Source organism: Janthinobacterium aestuarii (assembly GCF_051380835.1).
GTDB lineage: Bacteria > Pseudomonadota > Gammaproteobacteria > Burkholderiales > Burkholderiaceae_D > Janthinobacterium > Janthinobacterium aestuarii.
In genome coordinates this window covers 343779-363035 of sequence record NZ_JBNYXU010000005.1, presented here as the reverse complement: position 1 = coordinate 363035, position 19257 = coordinate 343779, and the positions used below count along the sequence as shown (strand labels likewise).

The window sequence follows — 19257 nt, the reverse complement described above, 5'->3', positions numbered from 1 at the left end:
AACAAGAAACTGGCACGGGCTGCGCCATTGGCCGAAGTTCCGCAGGGATGTTGCCACGTTACCGTACAAAGATGCGGATCGCGGCAATCAGTGGGATAGAGCTTCGGCGACGGGTTTTTCGCGGCTGCCACTCATAATAAAGATTCGCATTTTGACTGATTGGGGTTTGCATGAGTAACGAAAAGCAGGTCGATTCAGGCCGTCGCGGCTTGCTCGTCGCCACGTGCGCGGCGGGCAGTGTAGTTGGATTGGCAACCGCGGGAGCCTTGGTAAGCACCTTCCAGCCGTCGGAGCGCGCGAAAGCGGCTGGCGCGCCGGTCGAAGTAGACATCACCACCTTGCAACCCGGCGAAATGCGCACCGTCGAATGGCGCGGCAAGCCGGTCTGGATCCTGAAGCGCACGCCGGAAATGATCGCGTCCCTGAAAAAGACCGACGGCAAAGTCGCCGATGCCAATTCCCAACGCAATCCCGCCGAATTCACGCCTGAATACTGCATGAACGAGGCACGCTCGATCAAGCCTGAAATTCTCGTCGCCGTCGGCATCTGCACCCACCTGGGCTGCTCCCCTTCCTCGAAATTTGCCCCCGGCCCGCAACCGTCGCTGCCCGATGACTGGGAAGGCGGCTTCCTGTGCCCTTGCCACGGCTCCACCTTCGACATGGCTGGCCGCGTGTTCAAGAACAAGCCGGCGCCGGACAACCTGCAAGTGCCGCGTCACATGTATCTGAGCGACACCAAATTGCTGATAGGTAAAGACGAGAAAGGCGAGGCTTGATCATGGCTGCTTTCAAAGAGACGAAATTCCCGACAGACGCTCCCGTCGCCGAAAAAGCGCTGGGCTGGGTCGATGACCGCTTTCCCCTGACCAAGCTGTGGAACGACCAATGGGGCAAATACTACGCCCCGAAAAACTTCAATTTCTGGTACATCTTCGGCTCGCTGGCCATGCTGGTGCTGGTCTTGCAGATCGTCACCGGCATCTTCCTGACCATGCACTACAAACCGGATGCGGCCCTGGCCTTCAATTCCGTCGAGTACATCATGCGCGAAGTACCGTGGGGCTGGCTGGTGCGCTACATGCACTCGACAGGCGCCTCGGCCTTCTTCATCATCGTCTACCTGCACATGACGCGCGGCCTGCTGTACGGCTCGTACCGCAAGCCACGTGAACTGATCTGGCTGTTCGGTTTCGCCATCTTCCTGTGCCTGATGGCCGAAGCGTTCTTCGGCTACCTGTTGCCATGGGGCCAGATGTCGTACTGGGGCGCCCAAGTGATCGTCAACCTGTTTGGCGCCATCCCGCTGATCGGCCCTGACCTGTCGCTGTGGATCCGCGGCGACTACGTCGTCTCCGACGCGACCCTGAACCGCTTCTTCGCCTTCCACGTGATCGCCATCCCGCTGGTTCTGCTGGGCCTGGTTGCAGCGCACTTGATCGCCCTGCATGAAGTCGGCTCGAGCAATCCGGACGGCATCGAAGTGAAGGAAAACCTGGGCGCCGATGGCCACCCGGTCGATTCGATTCCTTCGCATCCGTACTACACCGTGCATGACCTGTTCGGCGTATCGATCTTCCTCGTCATTTTCAGCGCCGTCGTCTTCTTCGCGCCGGAAATGGGCGGTTACTTCCTGGAATACAACAACTTCCTGCCAGGCGACTCGCTGAAGACCCCGCTGCACATCGCGCCAACCTGGTACTTCACGCCGTTCTACTCGGTGCTGCGTGCCACCACGGCCGACTTCATGTACGTGCTGATGGGTGTCGTGGCCGCCTATGTGGTGTTCATCTGGCTCAAGTCGCGCCTGTCGACGACCGTCAAGTCGGTCATCGCCGGCATTGCCATCGTCGCCATCATCGGCATGCTGCCGCAGGTGCTGGACGCGAAATTCTGGGGCGTGGTGTTCTTCGGCGGTTCCGTCGTGATCCTGGCGTTCCTGCCATGGCTCGATCATTCGCCGGTGAAATCGATCCGCTACCGTCCGACCTGGCACAAATACATCTATGCCATCTTCGGCCTGTCGTTCCTGATCCTCGGCTACCTCGGGACCCAGGCGCCAACAGATGCAAAAACCATCGTGTCGCAAGTGTGCACCCTGATTTACTTCAGCTTCTTCCTGCTGATGCCATGGTGGAGTGCCATGGGCAAGTTCAAGACCGTGCCGTCGCGTGTGACGTTTCACCCGCACTAAGCCGCTCTCACGCCACGCTCAAAGGACATACATCATATGAAGATTGCAAAAAAACTGCTCGCCATCCTGGCACTCGTGCCCGCCATGGCTCTCGCCAGCGAAGGCGGCTTTCCGCTGGACAAGGCACCTGACCGCCAGACCAACATGGCAGCGCTGCAGCATGGCGCCAAATTGTTCGTCAATTATTGCTTGAATTGCCACTCTGCCGTGTCGATGCGCTACAACCGCCTGCGCGACCTGGGCTTGACGGAAGACCAGATCAAGCAGAACTTGTTGTTCACCAGTGATAAAGTGGGCGACCTGATGACGACAAGTCTGGCAGCGCAGGACGCCAAGGCCTTCTTTGGCGTCGTACCGCCGGATTTGTCGGTAATTTCGCGCGCGAAATCATCTTCCGCTGGCACAGGCGGCGACTACCTGTATACTTACCTGCGTACGTTCTATAAAGACGACACTCGTCCGACCGGCTGGAACAACATGGTCGTGCCGAATGTTGCCATGCCGCATGTATTGTGGGAATTGCAAGGTATCCAGACTGCCAAGTTCGTGGAAGAGAATGATCCGCACGAAGCTGGCAAGAAGATCCACAAATTTACCGGCTTCGAGCAGGTCAAGCCAGGTACGTTGAACAAGATCGAGTATGACAATGCGGTAGCCGACCTGGTCGGCTACATGGAGTGGATGGCCGAACCGGCACAGCAAACACGCAAGCGCCTGGGCGTGTGGGTGCTGCTGTTCCTGTCGGTCTTTGCTCTGCTGGCATGGCGCCTTAACGCGTCGTTCTGGAAGGAAGTCAAATAAGTGAGGCGCCGGCCATAGGCCGGTTTATGCCTGTTTCTGCGTTGTCCGCATGAGTGGACAAGCGACCTGGGGTGAGCCGTTCGCGGCTTCACCCCCTTTGTTTCTAAGGAACTATAAAAAATGATGGTTCTCTATTCGGGTACAACCTGCCCATTTTCGCAACGCTGCCGCCTGGTTCTGTTTGAAAAAGGCATGGACTTCGAAGTGCGCGACGTCGACCTGTTCAACAAACCGGAAGACATTTCGACCATGAACCCGTATGGCCAAGTGCCTATCCTGGTCGAGCGCGAACTGATCCTGTATGAATCGAACATCATCAACGAGTACATCGATGAGCGCTTCCCGCATCCACAACTGATGCCGGCCGATCCGCTGATGCGTGCCCGCGCGCGCCTGATGCTGTTCAATTTCGAAAAAGAACTGTTCGTGCACGTGCACGTGCTGGAAAGCGAACGCGCCAAGAGCAACGACAAGGCCCACGACAAGGCACGCGCGGAAATCCGCGACCGCCTGACGACCCTGGCGCCACTGTTCCTGAAAAACAAGTACATGCTGGGCGACGAATTCTCGATGCTCGACGTGGCTGTCGCGCCGCTGCTGTGGCGCCTGGACCACTACGGCATCGAACTGTCGAAGACGGCCGCACCGCTGATGAAATACGCCGAACGCATCTTCTCGCGTCCAGCCTATATCGAAGCACTCACTCCTTCGGAAAAAGTGATGCGTCGTTAAAAGATATTCCCGGCAGGCCGCGCTTGCCGGGACATTTTGCGTCAGCAGCCAGTCTTTTGAATTACCGGTGCGCCACCCTGTCATTGACAGGGGCGCTCCCGCCTCACAGTGCCTACCATGTCTGAAATCTCAACCAAACCTTATATGCTGCGCGCCATCTACGAGTGGTGCACCGACAGCGGCTACACGCCTTATCTCGCGGTCAAAGTCGATTCGCGCACCACGGTACCGATGGAATACGTGAAAAAGGGCGAAATCGTGCTCAACATCAGCTTCGGCGCCACCAGCGGCCTGAAGATGGACAACGACGCCATCCGCTTTCACGCCCGCTTCGGCGGCGTCTCGCGCGAAATCTATGTGCCGGTCGACAACGTGATGGCCATCTACGCCAACGAAAACGGCCAGGGCATGGCCTTCGAGCCTGTGCTGGGCAACGATGACCCCAATGCGCAACCGACGGACAGCCCGGCCTCCGCCGACGTCCCGCCGCCAGTGCTCGCCCCCACCGCCAGCGCCCCGACCCTGTCGTCCGTGCCGACCAGCTCCCCCGAACAGCGCGACAGCGCCACGCCCGGCGACGACGAGCCACCAAAAAAAGGCGGCCGTCCGACCCTGACACGCATTAAATAGCGTATAATTCGCAACGCGCAGTTTTTGCCGACTTAGCTCATTTGGTAGAGCAGTTGATTTGTAATCATCAGGTGGCCAGTTCGAAACCGGCAGTCGGCACCAGAATTCAGTAGGAAATCAAAGGGTTACCCGCTTCGGCTGGTAGCCCTTTTTTCTTTTTCTCCCGCCTGCGGGAGCCATCCGGGACACTGAAACGCATCGTCATTCAGGTTGACGCATTGCTGCACCGCGCAATGACGTCCAGCACATTTAGGCGCAAGATGAGCACGTGCTTGCGCAAAGCAGGCTCCCGTCATCTGACTTGCCTACCGGGGGAAATATCATGTCCGCACACACTTACAAGCTGATCGAACTGGTTGGCACTTCGACCGAGAGCAGCGATCAGGCGATACGCGATGCCATTGCCAAGGCGGCGCTGACGGTCAAGCATATGGACTGGTATGAAGTGACGGAATCGCGCGGCCATATCGTCGACGGCAAGGTGGCGCATTTCCAGGTCACGCTCAAGGTCGGCTTCCGGCTCGAATAAAGGGATCGAGCAAGGCGGGCGGCGCGCTCAGCGCCGCCCAGGTACTCCCCGGCTCTCCAGCCATTCCCGTCCGCCGCTGTCGAGCGCGGTCTCTATGACCTTTTCCGGCAAGCTGTAGACGGTCGCCCAGCTGGCACGGCCGTCCTGCGTGTTGGCGGGAAAGCTGTGCGTCTCGATCGGCCAGTGGTATTTGCGTTTCAGCGCTTTCACGATGGCGGCCAGCGAGACGCGGCCTTGCAGCGGTTCGGCGCCGGACTGGTCGCGGTTCGACAGCAGCACGGCCAGGACCTGGCCGCGGCCCGTGCGTGCGCCGGGGAAAGTGGGGGTTTTGTTTGCCATGGCCTATTTTACCGGCCAAGGCGCGATGTGCCGCACCTTTGATCTGGCGCAAACGCCGCAGCGGCTTTGCGGCCACGATGGACGTTTCGACAGGCGTGCCAGTACCCCTCTGGCAGCCTGGTCCTACCATCACGGGGCACAGGAGCCTATCATGCACAGCCTGAACATCCACGCCATGCAATGGCAGCCCGTCGCCGATATTTCCGCCGTCAATCCGCTTCTGCCCGACGACCTCGCCTGCTTTCGCGAATTGCGCGACGTGCTGCAACGCTACGGCGCCCTTGACCGCTTCGGCATTTCCCTGATCCACCGCCATTTCGACATCGCCGACGACGAGGAGCTGATGGAGTACACGGATGCGGAAACACGCACCTTGACCGTCAAACCTGTCAAGAAAAGCGACATCGACTGGCAGCACACGACGATTACCAACTGGAAACTGACGAAAGGCGAGGAAGTGGCGCGCATCGGTTGCGGCTGCGCGCGCAATTCGGGTGGCCACCTCGGCTATCACCGGGGTACCTGACACTGACCGGTACCGCCGGCAAAGCGGCGTCGGCCTTTCTTACACTTTGCTTCCACCTGCTCAGTTCGCTTTACGCAAGCCCTTGATTCAATATGCTTTTTTTGTGTGGCACGCAAGCTGCTTATCACTGTCTACGAGATGAATCCAGTCAGGTCATTCTGGATTCTTTCTCCCCCGGATTTTTCGAGACTGACTACGATAAGAGGCTGCGATGAACGTCGATCACACACGAAACAAGACCCTGGGTTGGCTGGGCGCACTGGCGGCGGCAAGCTTGCTGACCAGCGCTCAGGCGCACGCCGGTGCGTACGGCCTGGCCGTCAATGAGTTGAACAATTTCCGCATCGCCACCAGCGCCGGCGCGCTGTCGCTGGCCGGCGCCAACCGCAATGCCAGCGACAGCGCCTTCTTCGAAGGCGGCGTGGCCGTCAATCCGCGCGCCGTCAATACGGGGCCGGCCGCCAACGCCGACGTGCTGCAAGTGTGTTCGGGCAGCGGCTGCGGCGGCTTGCCGCAAAATAACTACGCGCCCAGCCCCAGTTCCACTCTGGAGTTCGCACGCGGCGACGCGCACGCATTCGGCAACATGCTCAATGGCGGCGCCACCGTGCGCGCCGTTGCGGAAGCACAGCGCGACACGGTCGGCGCCGCCACGGCCACGGCTGGCGACACGCTCACCGGCTCCGTCAATCTGACCCTGTCGAGCGCCGGCTTCATCACCTTCAGCTTCATGGGACGGCGCGATCTGCGCACCAGCGTGACGACCATGGGTGACAAGTCGAGCGTATCGATCATGGATATCTTCAATATCTCGTGCAATACTTCCAGTCCCGTGGGCTGCCTGTCGAACGCGAATGCCGATGGCGTGATCTTCCAGTTCGCGCCCGATGGCGACGCCAGCAATGGCAGCGACGTCAATGGCAACCATACGGTCGGCAGCCTCGATCCCTTCAGCCTGAACATGACGGCAGGCACCAACGATCCGGCCACCTCGCGCGCCTTTGCGAATGGCTTTGCGATGTTTTCCCTGACCTCGAATTTCGCTTTGCCGGCCGGCAGCTACACCTTGAACTTTTCCAAGTCCACGCGCACCGACATCGTCGTCATCGATCCCTTGCAAGTACCGGAGCCTGGCACCCTGTTCCTGCTGGGCATGGGACTGGCGGTCCTGGCTTTTACGCGCCGCCGCCAGCCGAAATAAGCCTCAGCATGAAAAACACGCGGCGCCCGCAAAAGGCGCCGCGTTTTTTATGCCGATAAAAACGTGTTAACCGAGCAGTGCCAGCGCCCGGCGCGCCAGCTGCAATTGCTGCAGATAATAGCGGTGCAGCATGGCAGGGTCGCTCAGGTCGCGCCCCAGTACCAGGCGCAGCTCGCTGGCGGGGCAGTCGGCGGCCTGGATCTGCACTTGGGTACGCACCTGTATACCGAGCTGGCGGGCCAGTTGGCGCGCCGCCTGTTCCTGCGCGGGCCGGTATTCGACGCGGGTGCGCGCCACCTGGAAGCTGGTTTCATTGGCCAGGCGCACCACTTGCACGGGCGCACCGGCCAGGCTGCGTGCCAGCGCGGCGGCCAAGCCAGGCACGCCGTTGCCGTTCACAATTTCCAGGCGCGGATGCGGCGCGCCGGCTGCCGGTGCAGGCGCCACAGACACCGACGCGGCAGCGGGCACGCTGCGCACGACGGCCGACGGCACGCGCCGCAGGCGGGCCATGCCATCGCTCTGCGTGATCTCCACGCGCGCCATGGCGGGCGCATCCGGCACAGGCTCGGGCATAAGCTTCGGCGGCGCCTCGGCGCGCAACAAGGCCATGTCGCGCCGCACATCGTGTTCCTGCAAGCTGGCCGCCTGGCGCCGCATGACGGCGGCGCGCTCGTGCTGTCCCAGCCGTTCGAGCACCTGCGCCAGGTGCCGCCATGCCAGCGCATTGAGCGGATCGAGCAGACACGCCTGCTCCAGCGCAGTCAACGCTTGCGCATCGCGTCCGCTCAAATAATAGGCATGACCGAGATTGCTGAACAGATAGGCCTGCCGCGGCTGCGGCGTGCCCGCTTCCTGCGTCAAGGCCAACCAATGGGCGATCGCAGCGTCGTGTTCGCCACGCTGCGCATGCAGCACGGCCAGGCCGTTGCGCGCGTTCATGTGGCGCGGCGCATTGCGCAGGGCTTGCTCATAAGCCGCTTGCGCCGCAGGCAAGTCGCCCCGCTCGACATGCTGGCGTCCCGCCGCGTAGGCGGCATCGGCGTCGGGCCACACCGGCACGTGGGCCAGCTGCGTGGTACAGGCGGCCAGGCCCAGGCAGGCGCAGGCGGCGGCCAGGCGGGAAATCGTCAAGCGCATGGTGACTCCTTTCAGCGGCTGGCCATGGCCGGCACCAGCACGCGATAGACTTCGATCACGGCCGGCCCCATGAGCACCAGCATCAGGGTGGGAAAGACGCAAAAGATTAGCGGGAACAGCAGTTTCAGGGCGATCTTCGCTGCCGCCTCCTCGGCCAGCAGGCTGCGCTTGCCGCGCAGGTTTTCCGAATGCACGCGCAGCGAATCGCCCATGCTGGTGCCGAAACGTTCCGATTGGATCAGCATGGCGACCAGGGTGTCGACATCTTCCACACCGCTGCGCAGGGCCAGATTGCGCAGCGCCTTTTCCTTGGAAAAGCCGGCGCGCATTTCCATCAGCACCAACTGCAATTCCTGCGCCAGCACCACGCTCTTGATGTGGATTTCGCCCGACACCTTCACCAGCGCGCGCTCCAGGCTCAGGCCCGCTTCCACGCACACGGTCAGCAAGTCGAGCGCGTCGGGGATGTTTTCAAAGATGTCGCGCTGGCGCCGCTTGGCCGTGCTGGCCAGCACCAGGTTGGGCAGGTAATAGCCGATGGTGGCGCTGACGCACAGCAGCAACAGCAGCACGCTGCGCAGCTGCGCCGCCATGGCGCTGGCCGCGTACAGGCCCAGCACGGTGGGAAACAGCAGGGCCAGCACGGATTTCGCCGCGAAGTACAGGGCCGGCGCGCTGGCTTGCCGCCAGCCCGCGTTCATGAAACGCGTACGCAGCGGCGAACGTTCCCAGCCCTCTTCCGGCAGCGACAGCTTGCTGAACGGCTGCGCCACGCGCGCCACCCTCTCCACCCAGCCATTTTCCACCACCGCCTCGCTGGCGGCCGGCGCCGTGGCGCCAAACAGGCGCTGGCGCAAAGTGCCGGGAAAGAAGATCACCCACGCCAGCAGGGCCAGCGCCACCACCACGGCAAAGACGATCACGAGAAACAGCAGTTGTGCACCGCTCATAGCACCTCCTGTTTTAGATGCGGATGCGGATCACGTTGCGCATCCACACGACACCCAGCGCCACCATGCCGGCTGCGTACCACAGCAGTTTGATGCCGCTGGGATCGGTCCACAGCAGGCGGATGTATTGCGGGTTGACCAGGGCCATGACGCCGATCATCACCACCGGCATCAGCCCCAGCACCCAGGCCGACATGCGTCCCTCGGCCGACAGCACGCGCACCTGCCCCAGCAACTTCAAGCGGGCGCGGATGATGCGCGCGATGCTGACCAGCACTTCGGCCAAATTCCCCCCCGATTCGCGCTGTACCAGCACGGCGATGACGAGGTAGCGCAAGTCCGTCAGCGGAATGCGCGCGGCCAGGTTTTGCAGCGCCTCGTTCATCGGCACGCCGTAATTGATCTCTTCGTGCGCCATCTTGAATTCGCCGCTGATCGGCTCATTGAGTTCATCGCCGACCATCTGCAGCACGTTCGAAAACGAGTGCCCGGCGCGCAGCGCGCGGGCCAGGAAATCGGCCGCTTCCGGCAGTTGCGCCTCGATCTTTTTCAGCCGCGCCGCGCGCGCGCGCAGCACGCACAAACACGGTGCGCTCGCGGCGCAGGACAACAGCAGCACGGCGCCGGGCACGGGCATGGACCATGCCGCCAGCAGCAGCAAGGCCGCCAGCAGCAAGGCGCCGGTGCCGCCGAGGAATTGCGCCACCGACCAGGACAGGCCCGATTGCAGCAGCAAATGGTCGAGCTTTGCGGCCTGCGGCGCGCACCGCAGCAAGCGTTCCAGGGCAGGCGAACGCGCATAGCGGCGCTGCTTGAGGATGGAGACCCGCTCGCCGCCCCCTTCGCCGCGCGCCGCCATCAGCCGCAAGCGCCGGTTGATGCGCCGCGCCGCGCTGCCATGCGTGCCCGACCACCACAGCCAGACGCCTTCCACCATCAGGATGCAGGCGGCGAACAGCAGCACGGCAAAGCCGTAGAAGACCAGGTCCATGGCTCCCTCCTTACTCGTAGATGCGGTCGGGGTCGAACACGCTGTCGGGCACCGGCGCGCCGAACATGCGCAGGCGTTCCGTAAAACGGGGCCGCACGCCCGTGGCGCAGAAGTGGCCCTGCACCTTGCCGTCGGCATCGACACCCGTCTGCTCGAAGCGGAAGATTTCATGCATGGCGATGATGTCGCCTTCCATGCCCGTCACTTCCTGCAGGCTGACCAGCTTGCGCGCGCCGTCCGTCAGGCGCGACACTTGCATCACCACCGTCACGGCCGAACAGATCTGCTGGCGCGTGGCGCGCGGCGTCAGGTTCACGTTGGCCATGCCGACCATGTTTTCCAGCCGCGCCAACGCGTCGCGCGCCGTGTTCGAGTGGATGGTCGCCAGCGACCCTTCATGGCCCGTGTTCATCGCCTGCAGCATGTCGAGCGCCTCGGCGCCGCGCACCTCGCCCAGGATGATGCGGTCGGGCCGCATGCGCAGCGCATTGCGCACCAGCGCGCGCTGGCTCACTTCGCCCTTGCCCTCGATATTCGGCGGGCGCGTTTCCAGGCGCACCACGTGCGGCTGGCGCAGCGCCAGTTCGGCCGCATCCTCGATGGTGACGATGCGCTCGCTGCCAGGGATGAAGCCGGACAGCACGTTGAGCAGGGTCGTCTTGCCGCTGCCCGTGCCGCCCGAAATCAGGATGTTGACCTTGGCCTGGCCCAGCGCCTGCAGCACCTGCACCATGGGCGGCGTCAGGCTTTTGTAATCGAGCAGGTTGGCGATGGTGAGCGGCTGCACGGCAAAGCGCCGGATCGACAGGATCGGCCCATCGACGGCCAGCGGCGGAATGATGGCATTCACGCGCGAGCCGTCGGGCAGGCGCGCGTCGACCATCGGGCTCGATTCATCGACCCGCCGCCCCACGCGCGAGACGATCTTTTCGATGATCTTCATCAGGTGCGCATTGTCGTGGAACGTCACATCCGTCAGCTGCAGCCGCCCGCCCCGCTCCACGTACACCTTGTCGCAGGTATTGACGAGGATGTCGGACACGCTGGCATCGGCCAGCAAGGGTTCCAGCGGGCCAAAGCCCAGCATCTCGTGCTGGATGTCGAGCACCAGACTATGGCGCTCATGCTGGTTCAGCACGATGCGTTCTTCCTCGATCACGCGCTGCACCAGCAGCGCCAGCTCGTGCTTGAACTGCTCGGCCGTCAGGCGTTTCAAGCGTTCCAGGTCGATACGGTCGAGTATCGTCTGGTGCATGGTTTTTTTCAGTTCCTGGTAGGCGTGCAGCGCCAGCGCGCCTTGTGCATTCGTGGCGGGGCGCACCGTTTCATTCGCCGCCAGGCGTTCGCGTAAAGTCATCTCGGCTCCCATGACGGCCCCCGGCGGGAGCCTTGACATCTATCCTGTCCTAGGCCTCGCTGCGGCTGAACAGGCGGTCGAACAGGCCGCGGCTTTCCGTCACGCGGCGCGCCGTCACCAGCTCCACCAGTTCGGCCAGGCTGCGCGCCACGGCGCTGGTGCGCGACAGCTGCAGCAGCGGGATGCCCTGGTTGACGGAGTCGGTGGCGGCGATGTAATCGTTGGGCACCGTGTGCACCACTTCCGCGCCCAGCGCCTGTTCCAGATCCGCCAGGCGCAGGCGCCCGCCCTTTTCATAGCGGTTGACGATCAGGCGCAGGCGCTCGCCCGGATAGCCAAGCGAACGGAAAATGTCGAGCAGGCGGCGTCCGTCGCGGATGTCGGGCAAGGCCAGTTGCAGCACCGGATAGATGGCGTCGGCGTTGTCGAGCGCGCGCAGCGACAGCGCATCGATCTGGCGTCCCACGTCGAGCACGATGTAGTCGTAGTGCTGGCGCGCCACGGCCAGGATGCGGTCCATGTGCTCGGGCTGCATGTCGACCTTGTGCGACGGGTCGTCGGCCGCCGCCAGCACGCCGAAGTTCGGCGTCACGTGCACCAGGCACGAGGCGAGAAAGGCGCCATCCATGCGCGCGATCTGCGCGCAGATGTCGGACAGGGTCATGGCCGGCTTCTGGTCCGACACGTACAAGGTGGCGTCGCCGAACTGGCCGTGCAGGTCGATCAGCAGCACCTTGCAGCCGGCCAGGCTGGCCAGCGCGTAGGAAAAATTCGTCGACAAAAAAGTGGCGCCGCTGCCGCCCTTGCACGAGATGAAGGCGAGGACTTTGCCGTCGCGCATCTGCGTCACGCCGGCCTGGATATCGACCCTGTCCATCGCCTCGTGAAAGGCCTTGTGCACCAGCGGCAGCTGCAGCACTTCGCGCATGCCGGCGCGCATGGCGCGTATCAGAACATCCTGCTGCTGGCCGCGCGTGAGCAGCATCAGCACGGCCAGCGGATACTGGCGCGCCAGCCGCTCGAGCAGGTCGGCTTCATCGGCGTCGATGCCGCTGGCGTCGACAATCACCAGTTCCGGCGCTTCCGGCAGCATGCGCTCGACGGCGTCGCGCAGGCCGCTGCGCCGTTCCAGCAGGCGCAGCACGGGCATGCGGGCCGCCCCCTGCGCGGCAATTTCATCGTGCAAGCTGGTGTCGCGGCTAATCATCAAGGCTTTCATCGCACTTCCTCGCTTCTTTCAGGTCTACACATTCGGCTGCGCCGACAAGTGGCGCTCAAGGACAAAAACCGGGATTGTCCGGATAGCCCAGCGACTCGGCCACCGCCATGGTGGCGCCGTTGGGCAGGCGCACGGCGCCTGCGCCGGAGGGAAACATCACGTTCAGCAGCGGCAGGATGGGCCGGTACGGCACGCTCTCGCAGCGCCCGCCGTCGCCAGGCACGCACAGGCGCGCGCGCACGAAACGGATGCAGCTGGCGCCATGCGGGTCGTCCAGGCAATTGATGCGGTTGCGTTGCGGGCAGCCCGGCAATACCGTCACCGGCACGGCCGCCAGCGCGGCGCCGCCGCTCGACTGCGACAGATAATCGATGCGCACATACGCGTCGCTGATGCCGCCGCCGAGCGGCAGCACACCCGGCGCGGCGCGCAGCACGGCGTGCGTGCGCACGGCCTGCAGCGCACTTGCATTGCTGAAATCGGCGACGGCGGCGCCGCGCGCGGCACGCCGGGTAATCTCATGTACCATATTCCATAAATACACGGCGCGCGCCACTTCCAGCATGGCAAACAGGAAGAGCAGGAACAACAGCGCCAGCATGGCGAACTCGACGGCAAAAACACCGCCCTGGCGCTGCCGGCGGGGAAGCGGGTTAATTGACATAGCGTAATGTCGCGTTGGCGCGCAGCGGGATCGGCGCCAGTTGCGGCAGCCATTTGCGCGTCAGCTCGGGCAAGATATCGACGGGCATGTCCACGGACAACTTGATGCGCACCTGCAGCGGCGGCGTCGCATAAGTGCCGCAACTGTAGGAATCGTCGGCATAGACACAGTCCACGCTGACCCTGACGGCCTCCATGGTGGGCCAGCTTTCCGCCATCGCCTCGGTCACCATCTGCCGTGAAAATGCGACCGCCTGGGTCGCCGTGCCGATACCGGCCATCTGCGACAGCGGCATGGTTGCCATGTAGCGCGCCGCATCGTGCGTGCTCTTTTGCAGGGCCGTGTACACCAGCAGCGCGCGGCCGAACAGCAGCACGAAGGGCAGCAGCGCCATGAAAAACAGCAGGATCAGCGCCAGCTCGATGGCGGCGACACCATCCTGGCGGCGCGGCGCGCGGCAGCGCGGCCTCATTGCAGCAACTCCGCAGGGCCCACCAGCGTGCCCTCGGCCACCAGACCGTCAAATTCCGCGCTCAGCACGCCATTGCTGGCCGGCGCCGTCATGAAGAAGCGGCCGATGCCGCGCACCTGCGCCAGCACGTCGCTGCCGGCCGGCAGCGGACAGGCCAGCAGGGCAATATGCAGCAGGCGCCGCTGCGCCACGCCCGTATTGCCGGTCGGCGCCGTCTGGTACGCCAGCGTCTGGTACGGCGGCGTGGCGGGATAGCCGGACTTGGCGGCCGGCGCGGCAGGGCTAGCCGGATACAGCTTGGCCCAGTCGCTGGTGGCAAACGGCAGGTAGCCGCCGGCCGGCTTCACACTGCTGTACCTGGCCGCCTTGGCAAACGACCACAACGGCCCGTAACTGCCAACGGCGGGCGGCGTCGCGTTCGATTCCGGATCGGCCACGGACAGCAGCGGATTGCCGGTGCTCAGGGCGCTCGGTGCGTCGGGCGTATTCGTCATCCACCAGTTCGCGGCCGTATTCGGATAGGCGCGGATATTCGTATCGGGCGGCGCCGTGACGGGATGACAGCCGCTGCCAGCGTGCAGATTGAAGCGCGCGTTGAAGGCCGGCCACAGGGTGGCGGGAAACGGCCGGTGCACGTGCACTTGCGCGCCGCCGATGCGCGGGTACAGCACCGTGCCGCTGCACACGAACGGCAACACGCTGGTCTCGCCGACCTGCAGCGACGAGCCCACCACACCCGGCTGGCCCAGCGGGTTGAGCACGAAATGTTCGGCCGCCGGGCCGTGCGGATTGAGTTTCAGCAGGTTATATGCCACGCCACGGCGAAAGCCATATTCCAGCAGCTCGACGGCCGGCAGCAGCGCCGCATTCGTGCGCGCACTGGCCGCGCTGGCCGACAGCGCGCAGACGGCCAGCGGCGTCAGGTTCAGACTGGTACGCCCCGCCACGGCGCGCGCGCCCGTGTCCAGCGTGCGCAGCGCCGGCGACCAGGCGCCCAGGAACGCCGTCGCCACCCGCCCCAGCGACGGGTCATTGGCCTGCGTATCGATGCGCACGAACAGCGCCGTGGCCGCATCGGGCACGGCGCCCGCCGCATGCCATTCGCTGGCGGGCGCATCGGGCGCGCTGGCGAAGCGGATGCTGGCGTCCGACAGGATCGCGCCCTGCATGCGGCGCCGCCACGCGCTCTTGTCGGCCGCGCTGCTCTTGGCCTTCGTCACGGCAGCAAGCAAGCCTTCGGGCGTGCCCGCCAGTTCGGCGGCCGCCGCCAGCGCCGCGTTGTCGGCCAGGTTCTGCAATTCCGTCTTGCGGCCGATGACCTGGCCCACGTCGAGCGCCAGGCCGATAAAACCCAGCACCAGGATGAGCAGGATGGAAAAGGCGATCAGCATCGCCCCGCGCTGGTGCTGGCGTCTATTTGCCATTGCCGCCTCCCAGCATGAATTGCACCGGCTGCGGCGCCTGGCCGTTCGGTTCGACGAACGAGGCGCGGTAGCGCTGCATGACGGCGTGCGCGCTGGGGCCGTCCAGGCCGTCGGCAGGCTGGCGATTGCCCGCGCTGGCCGGATAACGGACCTGCTGCGCCATGGAAAGGTGCACGGCATTGCCGAAACGCGGGTCCAGCTGCGGCGTGCTGCTGTGCGCGCAGGCGGCCAGCTGCATGACCAGGGTCAAGGCGGCCAGGCGCCGCAGCGGTATCAGGAACGAGTTCGGCATGGCGTGTCTCCCCGTCTCATTTCAACTCGAAGCCGTTGGCCGCGCGCGGTGGCGGCACGGACGGCGGCGCCAGCGGCAAGGTACCTTCCATCTTGCCGCGCAACATCAAGTCCGTGCGCGAAGGCGGCGCCAGCTGCGCCGTCGGCAGTACGGCATCGGCCGGCAAGGGTTTGACCAGGTGCGCGGTAATAACGAACAACAATTCCGTGCGGTCATGCTGGAAATCCGTGCTGCGAAACAGCGCGCCGAGGATCGGCAGCTCGCTGAGCCACGGCACGCCCGTGATGTTGCTCACCTGGTTGTTTTTGATCAGGCCGCCGATGGCGTAGCTCTGGCCGTCGTACAGCTGCACCGTGGTCGAGGCGCGCCGCGTGGTGATCACGGGCAAAATAGAGCGTCCGCTGACGCCGGCGGCGGAAATGCCCACGCCTTCACGCGACAGTTCCGACACTTCCGGCGCCACCTTCAAATTGATGCGCCCGCCCGACAGCACGGTGGGCGTAAAACGCAGGCCGACGCCATACTCGCGCTCTTCCAGCGTGATCTTGTTGTTGTCCTGGCCGACGGGAATGAAGATCTTGCCGCCGGCCAGAAAACTGCCCTCCTGCCCGCTGATCGCCATCACGGTCGGCTCGGCCAGGATGCGCACCAGGCCATCCTGTTTCTGCGCCTCGATGGTCAGCTGCTGGCCATTCGACTTGCGCACGTCGAGCAAGCCATTGGCCGTGCCGCTCAGGAAATTCGACAGCAAGGTGGTGGCCCAGCTGCCGGACGCGAAGCGCAAGGTGGCGCCCACTTCCAGCCGTTCCAGCAGCGACTTCGACACTTCGGCGATCTGCACGGCCAGCATCACCTGCTGCGGCGCGCTGACGTCGAGCATATTGATAATGCGGCTGTTTGCGCTGCCAGCGGACGCCGTGGCGGCCGCCGGCATGGCGGCGCCGTCGGCAGGCTTGGGCAGCGCCAGCGGCACGGTAGCGCGGCGCACATACGCGTGCGCCAGCTCGGTGGCGCGCAGTACGGCGCCCGCATCCTGCACCGTGCCCGACAGCACCAGGGTGTCGGCCACGGCCGTGACGCGGATGGCTTTTTCTTCCGGCATCAGGGCCGCCAGGGTCGTCTGCAAGCCGGACGGATCCATGCTGACACTGACGTTCACCACGCTGCACACGCCGCTGCGTCCCTGGATGATCATATTCGTGCTGCCCACGTCGACACCGACGACATATAAGGTGTCGGGCGCGACCAGCATGGCTTGCAGCATGGCAGGATTGCCGACGCTGCGGGCCAGCACGGCCTCGGGCAGGCGCAGCATGCTCGACTTGCCCACCTGCAGCTGCAAGTTGCCCGGTGTCGCCGCTTCGCCACCGCAGCGGGGGCCAGGATCGGCTGCCGCGCCGGCAAGCGGCAACAGCAGGCAGCACAGTGTCAGCAGGGCGCGGTTCATGAGCGTGTCCATGGTTGAGCAAGGCAAAGGCTAAAAAGGCTAAAAACATTCGCGCGACTGGCGCGTCCCATCGATGACGGTGCTGCACTGGCGCTGTGGTTCCGGCGGCGCCTTCGCCACGCGCGCCGGACGCGGCGCCGCAGCGGCCAAGGACACGACGGTGGCAGGCGCAGAAGCAGGCTCGGCTTCGTGCGGTCCGCCCAGCAAGGTCAGCTTGGTGGCGCCCGCCGTCACGCCCGGCTGCGGATCGACCTGGTTGCGCAGCACCAGCGACAGGCTGCCCACGCTGCGCGCCAGGTCCAGGTTTTCCGCCTGTTCCGGCGTCACTTCCAGGGTCACGGCATTGACCACGCGCGGCTTGGTCTCGTCGCGTCCCACTTCCTGCGCCACGGCCAGCACGAGAATGCGTTCGAGCACGATCTTGGAAATGTTGCGGCTTTGCGGAAACGCGCGGTCGCCGGCATCCTGCTGGGTACTGACGATGATGTCGACATAGTTGCCCGGCAAGGCGAAGCCGGCCACGCCGATCACATCGTTGACGCGCACGGTGATGGCGCGCCGCCCTTCCGTGATCAGGGCCGACAGGCCACCCAGGGTACCGACGGGCGCCAGCTTGGCCTCGCTCAGCGGCTCGCCGCGCAGCACGCTGGTTTTCAGCACCCGTCCGGCCAGTTTTGCCGGGTCTTGCAGCGCGCCTTGCGGCAAGCTTTCCGCCGGCCACTCGGCCAGGCGCAGCATCTCGGGTGTCAGGCGCTGGCCCAGGTTGACATCGCTGGAGGCGACGACGATCTTGCCCTTGCCGGCCGGCGTCTGGCGCAGCAGCCAGTGCGAGGCCAGCAGCACGGCCAGCAGACCCAGCACCACAGCCAGGGCCATCATCAAGAGGGCGCGCCGGTTTTTCATGCGATACGCTCGCACAGGCTGGCGGCCGGCACGTCGCAGCTGGCAAACAGGCTGCTCCAGGCCTGCTCCAGCGCGGTCACCGTCAGGCGCGCGTCGCAGCCGGCAAAGCCGGCGAAGTCGCCTATGCGCGCCAGCAATTCCTGCGGATAGCTGGCCAGCAAGGGCCGGCCCTGCGCGCCATGCAGCTGCAGCAGGTGGTTCAGGACCAGCTCGTCGATGGCCATGCCGGTCAGCCGGCATTGCTGGCGGAACAGGGCGCGATAGGCGTTCTCGGCCAGCGGCCCTACCTGCACCTTGTAGCCGATGCGGCGCAGCAAGGCGGCGTCAAACAGCTCGCCCGGCGGCACATTCGTGGCCAGCACGAGGGCATTGTCGAACGGCACGCTGATCTGCACGCCGCCGGGCAAAGCCAGCTGATCGCTGCCGCGCGCCAGCGGCTGCATCAGCCGCGTCAGCAGTTCTTGCGCACCCAGGCGCTGGCGCCCCAGGTCGTCGATGATCAGCATGCCGTTATTCGCCCGCACATGGGGCGGCGCCTGGTAGCAGCCGCCGCTGGGGTCATGGCGCAGTTCCAGCATGCCGGCGTCGAGCTCGGCGCCCACGTGGATCACGGGACGCTGGCACAGCACCCAGCGGATATCCGTGCTGCGCCGCTCCAGCGCCTGGCGCGCATGGCTGACGTGCTGCGGCGCGGGCGGCAGGTGCTGGGCCGGATCGTACAACTGGATGATGTCCTGGCCGACGACGATGGCGTAGGGCACGGCGACGAGACCGTGCAGCAATTGGCCCAGCTGCAGCGCCAGGGTCGACTTGCCGCTGCCGGGCGGACCGTACAGCAGCAGCGAACGTCCCGAATGCAGGGCCGCGCCGACCACGTCGAGCATGCCCGGCCCCGCATGGGCACCACCGAGCACGGCGGCCAGGTCATCGCTGCCGACGCGCTGTTCCTGTGCCAGCCACGACTGGCGCGCCACCATGGCGCGGTATGCTTCCAGGGTGACGGGAGCGGCGCCGATATACGCGCAGCGTTCAAGGAAGGCGCTGGCGCGCTGCTTGCCGGCGCTGGTCAGCTGGTACTGCACGTCGATATCGGATTCGCCGCGCCAGGCCACTTCGGCCATCTGCTCCGTCACCATGAAATCGAGCACTTCGCGCAAGACATTGATCGACAGGCGCAAGCGCGTCGTCAGCGCGGACAGGTGCGTCTTGCCGCCTACAAACATCAGCTTGGCAATCAGTTCGACGACGAGCGGCCGCTCGAGTCCCGTTTCACGCAAGCTCTTCGGCTGCGGCGGCAAGGGCGGCATCAGGTTCGCGTCGGCAGGGCGCGGAACGCTGTCGGTGCTCATGGAATAGTCGACCTCGGTCATGCTGCGTCTCCAAGCCGGTTAGGACTGCATTGAACAGAATTCATTCTAGCGAGTGAGAACTGGCGTCCATTGATTC

General features: G+C 64.5%; 21 protein-coding genes and 1 tRNA gene. 9 read left to right on the top strand and 13 right to left on the bottom strand.

The window, feature by feature from the left end; translation table 11 throughout:
* The first annotated feature begins 170 nt into the window (after positions 1 to 170).
* The 7 genes from petA to ACQ4WO_RS16080 all read left to right on the top strand — a co-directional run bounded on the left by petA (position 171) and on the right by ACQ4WO_RS16080 (position 4886).
* Entirely contained in the window at positions 171 to 779 is a 609-nt protein-coding gene (gene petA / locus ACQ4WO_RS16110) for a ubiquinol-cytochrome c reductase iron-sulfur subunit (RefSeq protein WP_034753009.1), read from the top strand.
* A 2-nt stretch (positions 780 to 781) separates the two neighbouring features.
* Positions 782 to 2194, top strand: a complete 1413-nt coding sequence (locus ACQ4WO_RS16105) for a cytochrome b (protein ID WP_436482310.1) — start codon at positions 782 to 784, stop codon at positions 2192 to 2194.
* 36 nt (positions 2195 to 2230) lie between these two features.
* Positions 2231 to 2995, top strand: a complete 765-nt coding sequence (locus ACQ4WO_RS16100; protein ID WP_436482309.1) for a cytochrome c1 — start codon at positions 2231 to 2233, stop codon at positions 2993 to 2995.
* A 120-nt stretch (positions 2996 to 3115) separates the two neighbouring features.
* Entirely contained in the window at positions 3116 to 3727 is a 612-nt protein-coding gene (locus ACQ4WO_RS16095) for a glutathione S-transferase N-terminal domain-containing protein (protein WP_010394154.1), read from the top strand.
* Between the two features lie 117 nt (positions 3728 to 3844).
* Positions 3845 to 4357 (top strand): ClpXP protease specificity-enhancing factor, encoded by a 513-nt coding sequence (locus tag ACQ4WO_RS16090; RefSeq protein WP_436482308.1) that lies wholly within the window; start codon positions 3845 to 3847, stop codon positions 4355 to 4357.
* 26 nt (positions 4358 to 4383) lie between these two features.
* Positions 4384 to 4459: transfer RNA gene (locus ACQ4WO_RS16085), tRNA-Thr, on the top strand.
* Between the two features lie 220 nt (positions 4460 to 4679).
* Positions 4680 to 4886: a dodecin gene (locus ACQ4WO_RS16080; protein ID WP_034753599.1), complete on the top strand. Its 207-nt coding sequence runs from the start codon at positions 4680 to 4682 to the stop codon at positions 4884 to 4886.
* Positions 4887 to 4913: 27 nt separating this feature from the next.
* Here the strand turns inward: ACQ4WO_RS16080 and ACQ4WO_RS16075 are convergent, their stop codons facing one another.
* Entirely contained in the window at positions 4914 to 5225 is a 312-nt protein-coding gene (locus ACQ4WO_RS16075) for a hypothetical protein (RefSeq protein ID WP_070304507.1), read from the bottom strand.
* Positions 5226 to 5376: 151 nt separating this feature from the next.
* Here ACQ4WO_RS16075 and ACQ4WO_RS16070 point away from each other — a divergent pair, with 151 nt between their 5' ends.
* Both ACQ4WO_RS16070 and ACQ4WO_RS16065 read left to right on the top strand, forming a co-directional pair.
* Positions 5377 to 5751, top strand: coding sequence for a hypothetical protein (locus ACQ4WO_RS16070; protein WP_436482307.1), 375 nt, complete (start codon positions 5377 to 5379; stop codon positions 5749 to 5751).
* Positions 5752 to 5962: 211 nt separating this feature from the next.
* The gene (locus ACQ4WO_RS16065) at positions 5963 to 6952 is read left to right on the top strand and encodes an EDSAP-1 family PEP-CTERM protein (RefSeq protein ID WP_436482306.1); all 990 of its coding nucleotides are present in this window, start codon (positions 5963 to 5965) and stop codon (positions 6950 to 6952) included.
* Positions 6953 to 7018: 66 nt separating this feature from the next.
* Here ACQ4WO_RS16065 and ACQ4WO_RS16060 read toward each other — a convergent pair whose 3' ends face one another.
* Genes ACQ4WO_RS16060 through ACQ4WO_RS16005 form a run of 12 tightly spaced genes read right to left on the bottom strand, consistent with a single transcriptional unit; the run spans position 7019 to position 19181 of the window.
* The gene (locus ACQ4WO_RS16060; RefSeq protein ID WP_436482305.1) at positions 7019 to 8092 is read right to left on the bottom strand and encodes a LytR C-terminal domain-containing protein; all 1074 of its coding nucleotides are present in this window, start codon (positions 8090 to 8092) and stop codon (positions 7019 to 7021) included.
* An 11-nt stretch (positions 8093 to 8103) separates the two neighbouring features.
* Positions 8104 to 9042, bottom strand: a complete 939-nt coding sequence (locus tag ACQ4WO_RS16055) for a type II secretion system F family protein (protein WP_072455840.1) — start codon at positions 9040 to 9042, stop codon at positions 8104 to 8106.
* A 13-nt stretch (positions 9043 to 9055) separates the two neighbouring features.
* Positions 9056 to 10033, bottom strand: coding sequence for a type II secretion system F family protein (locus tag ACQ4WO_RS16050; protein WP_436482304.1), 978 nt, complete (start codon positions 10031 to 10033; stop codon positions 9056 to 9058).
* Positions 10034 to 10043: 10 nt separating this feature from the next.
* Positions 10044 to 11390 carry a TadA family conjugal transfer-associated ATPase gene (locus tag ACQ4WO_RS16045; RefSeq protein WP_436482303.1) on the bottom strand — a complete coding sequence of 449 codons (1347 nt, stop codon included), beginning with the start codon at positions 11388 to 11390 and terminating at the stop codon, positions 10044 to 10046.
* 49 nt (positions 11391 to 11439) lie between these two features.
* A complete protein-coding gene (locus ACQ4WO_RS16040) occupies positions 11440 to 12609 on the bottom strand; it encodes a CpaE/TadZ family protein (protein ID WP_436482302.1) in 1170 nt (389 codons plus the stop codon).
* 55 nt (positions 12610 to 12664) lie between these two features.
* The gene (locus ACQ4WO_RS16035) at positions 12665 to 13273 is read right to left on the bottom strand and encodes a TadE/TadG family type IV pilus assembly protein (protein WP_436482301.1); all 609 of its coding nucleotides are present in this window, start codon (positions 13271 to 13273) and stop codon (positions 12665 to 12667) included.
* Entirely contained in the window at positions 13263 to 13745 is a 483-nt protein-coding gene (locus tag ACQ4WO_RS16030) for a TadE/TadG family type IV pilus assembly protein (protein WP_128140989.1), read from the bottom strand. Before ACQ4WO_RS16030 ends, ACQ4WO_RS16035 begins: the two co-directional genes overlap by 11 nt.
* Positions 13742 to 15169, bottom strand: coding sequence for a pilus assembly protein TadG-related protein (locus ACQ4WO_RS16025; protein WP_436482300.1), 1428 nt, complete (start codon positions 15167 to 15169; stop codon positions 13742 to 13744). Before ACQ4WO_RS16025 ends, ACQ4WO_RS16030 begins: the two co-directional genes overlap by 4 nt.
* On the bottom strand, positions 15159 to 15461 hold the full coding sequence (locus ACQ4WO_RS16020; protein ID WP_436482299.1) for a hypothetical protein: 303 nt from the start codon (positions 15459 to 15461) through the stop codon (positions 15159 to 15161). Before ACQ4WO_RS16020 ends, ACQ4WO_RS16025 begins: the two co-directional genes overlap by 11 nt.
* A 16-nt stretch (positions 15462 to 15477) precedes the next feature.
* Positions 15478 to 16908 carry a type II and III secretion system protein family protein gene (locus ACQ4WO_RS16015; RefSeq protein ID WP_436482298.1) on the bottom strand — a complete coding sequence of 477 codons (1431 nt, stop codon included), beginning with the start codon at positions 16906 to 16908 and terminating at the stop codon, positions 15478 to 15480.
* 39 nt (positions 16909 to 16947) lie between these two features.
* Positions 16948 to 17811, bottom strand: coding sequence for a Flp pilus assembly protein CpaB (gene cpaB, locus ACQ4WO_RS16010; RefSeq protein ID WP_436482297.1), 864 nt, complete (start codon positions 17809 to 17811; stop codon positions 16948 to 16950).
* Positions 17808 to 19181 (bottom strand): ATP-binding protein, encoded by a 1374-nt coding sequence (locus ACQ4WO_RS16005; RefSeq protein ID WP_436482296.1) that lies wholly within the window; start codon positions 19179 to 19181, stop codon positions 17808 to 17810. Before ACQ4WO_RS16005 ends, cpaB begins: the two co-directional genes overlap by 4 nt.
* Positions 19182 to 19257: the final 76 nt, after the last annotated feature.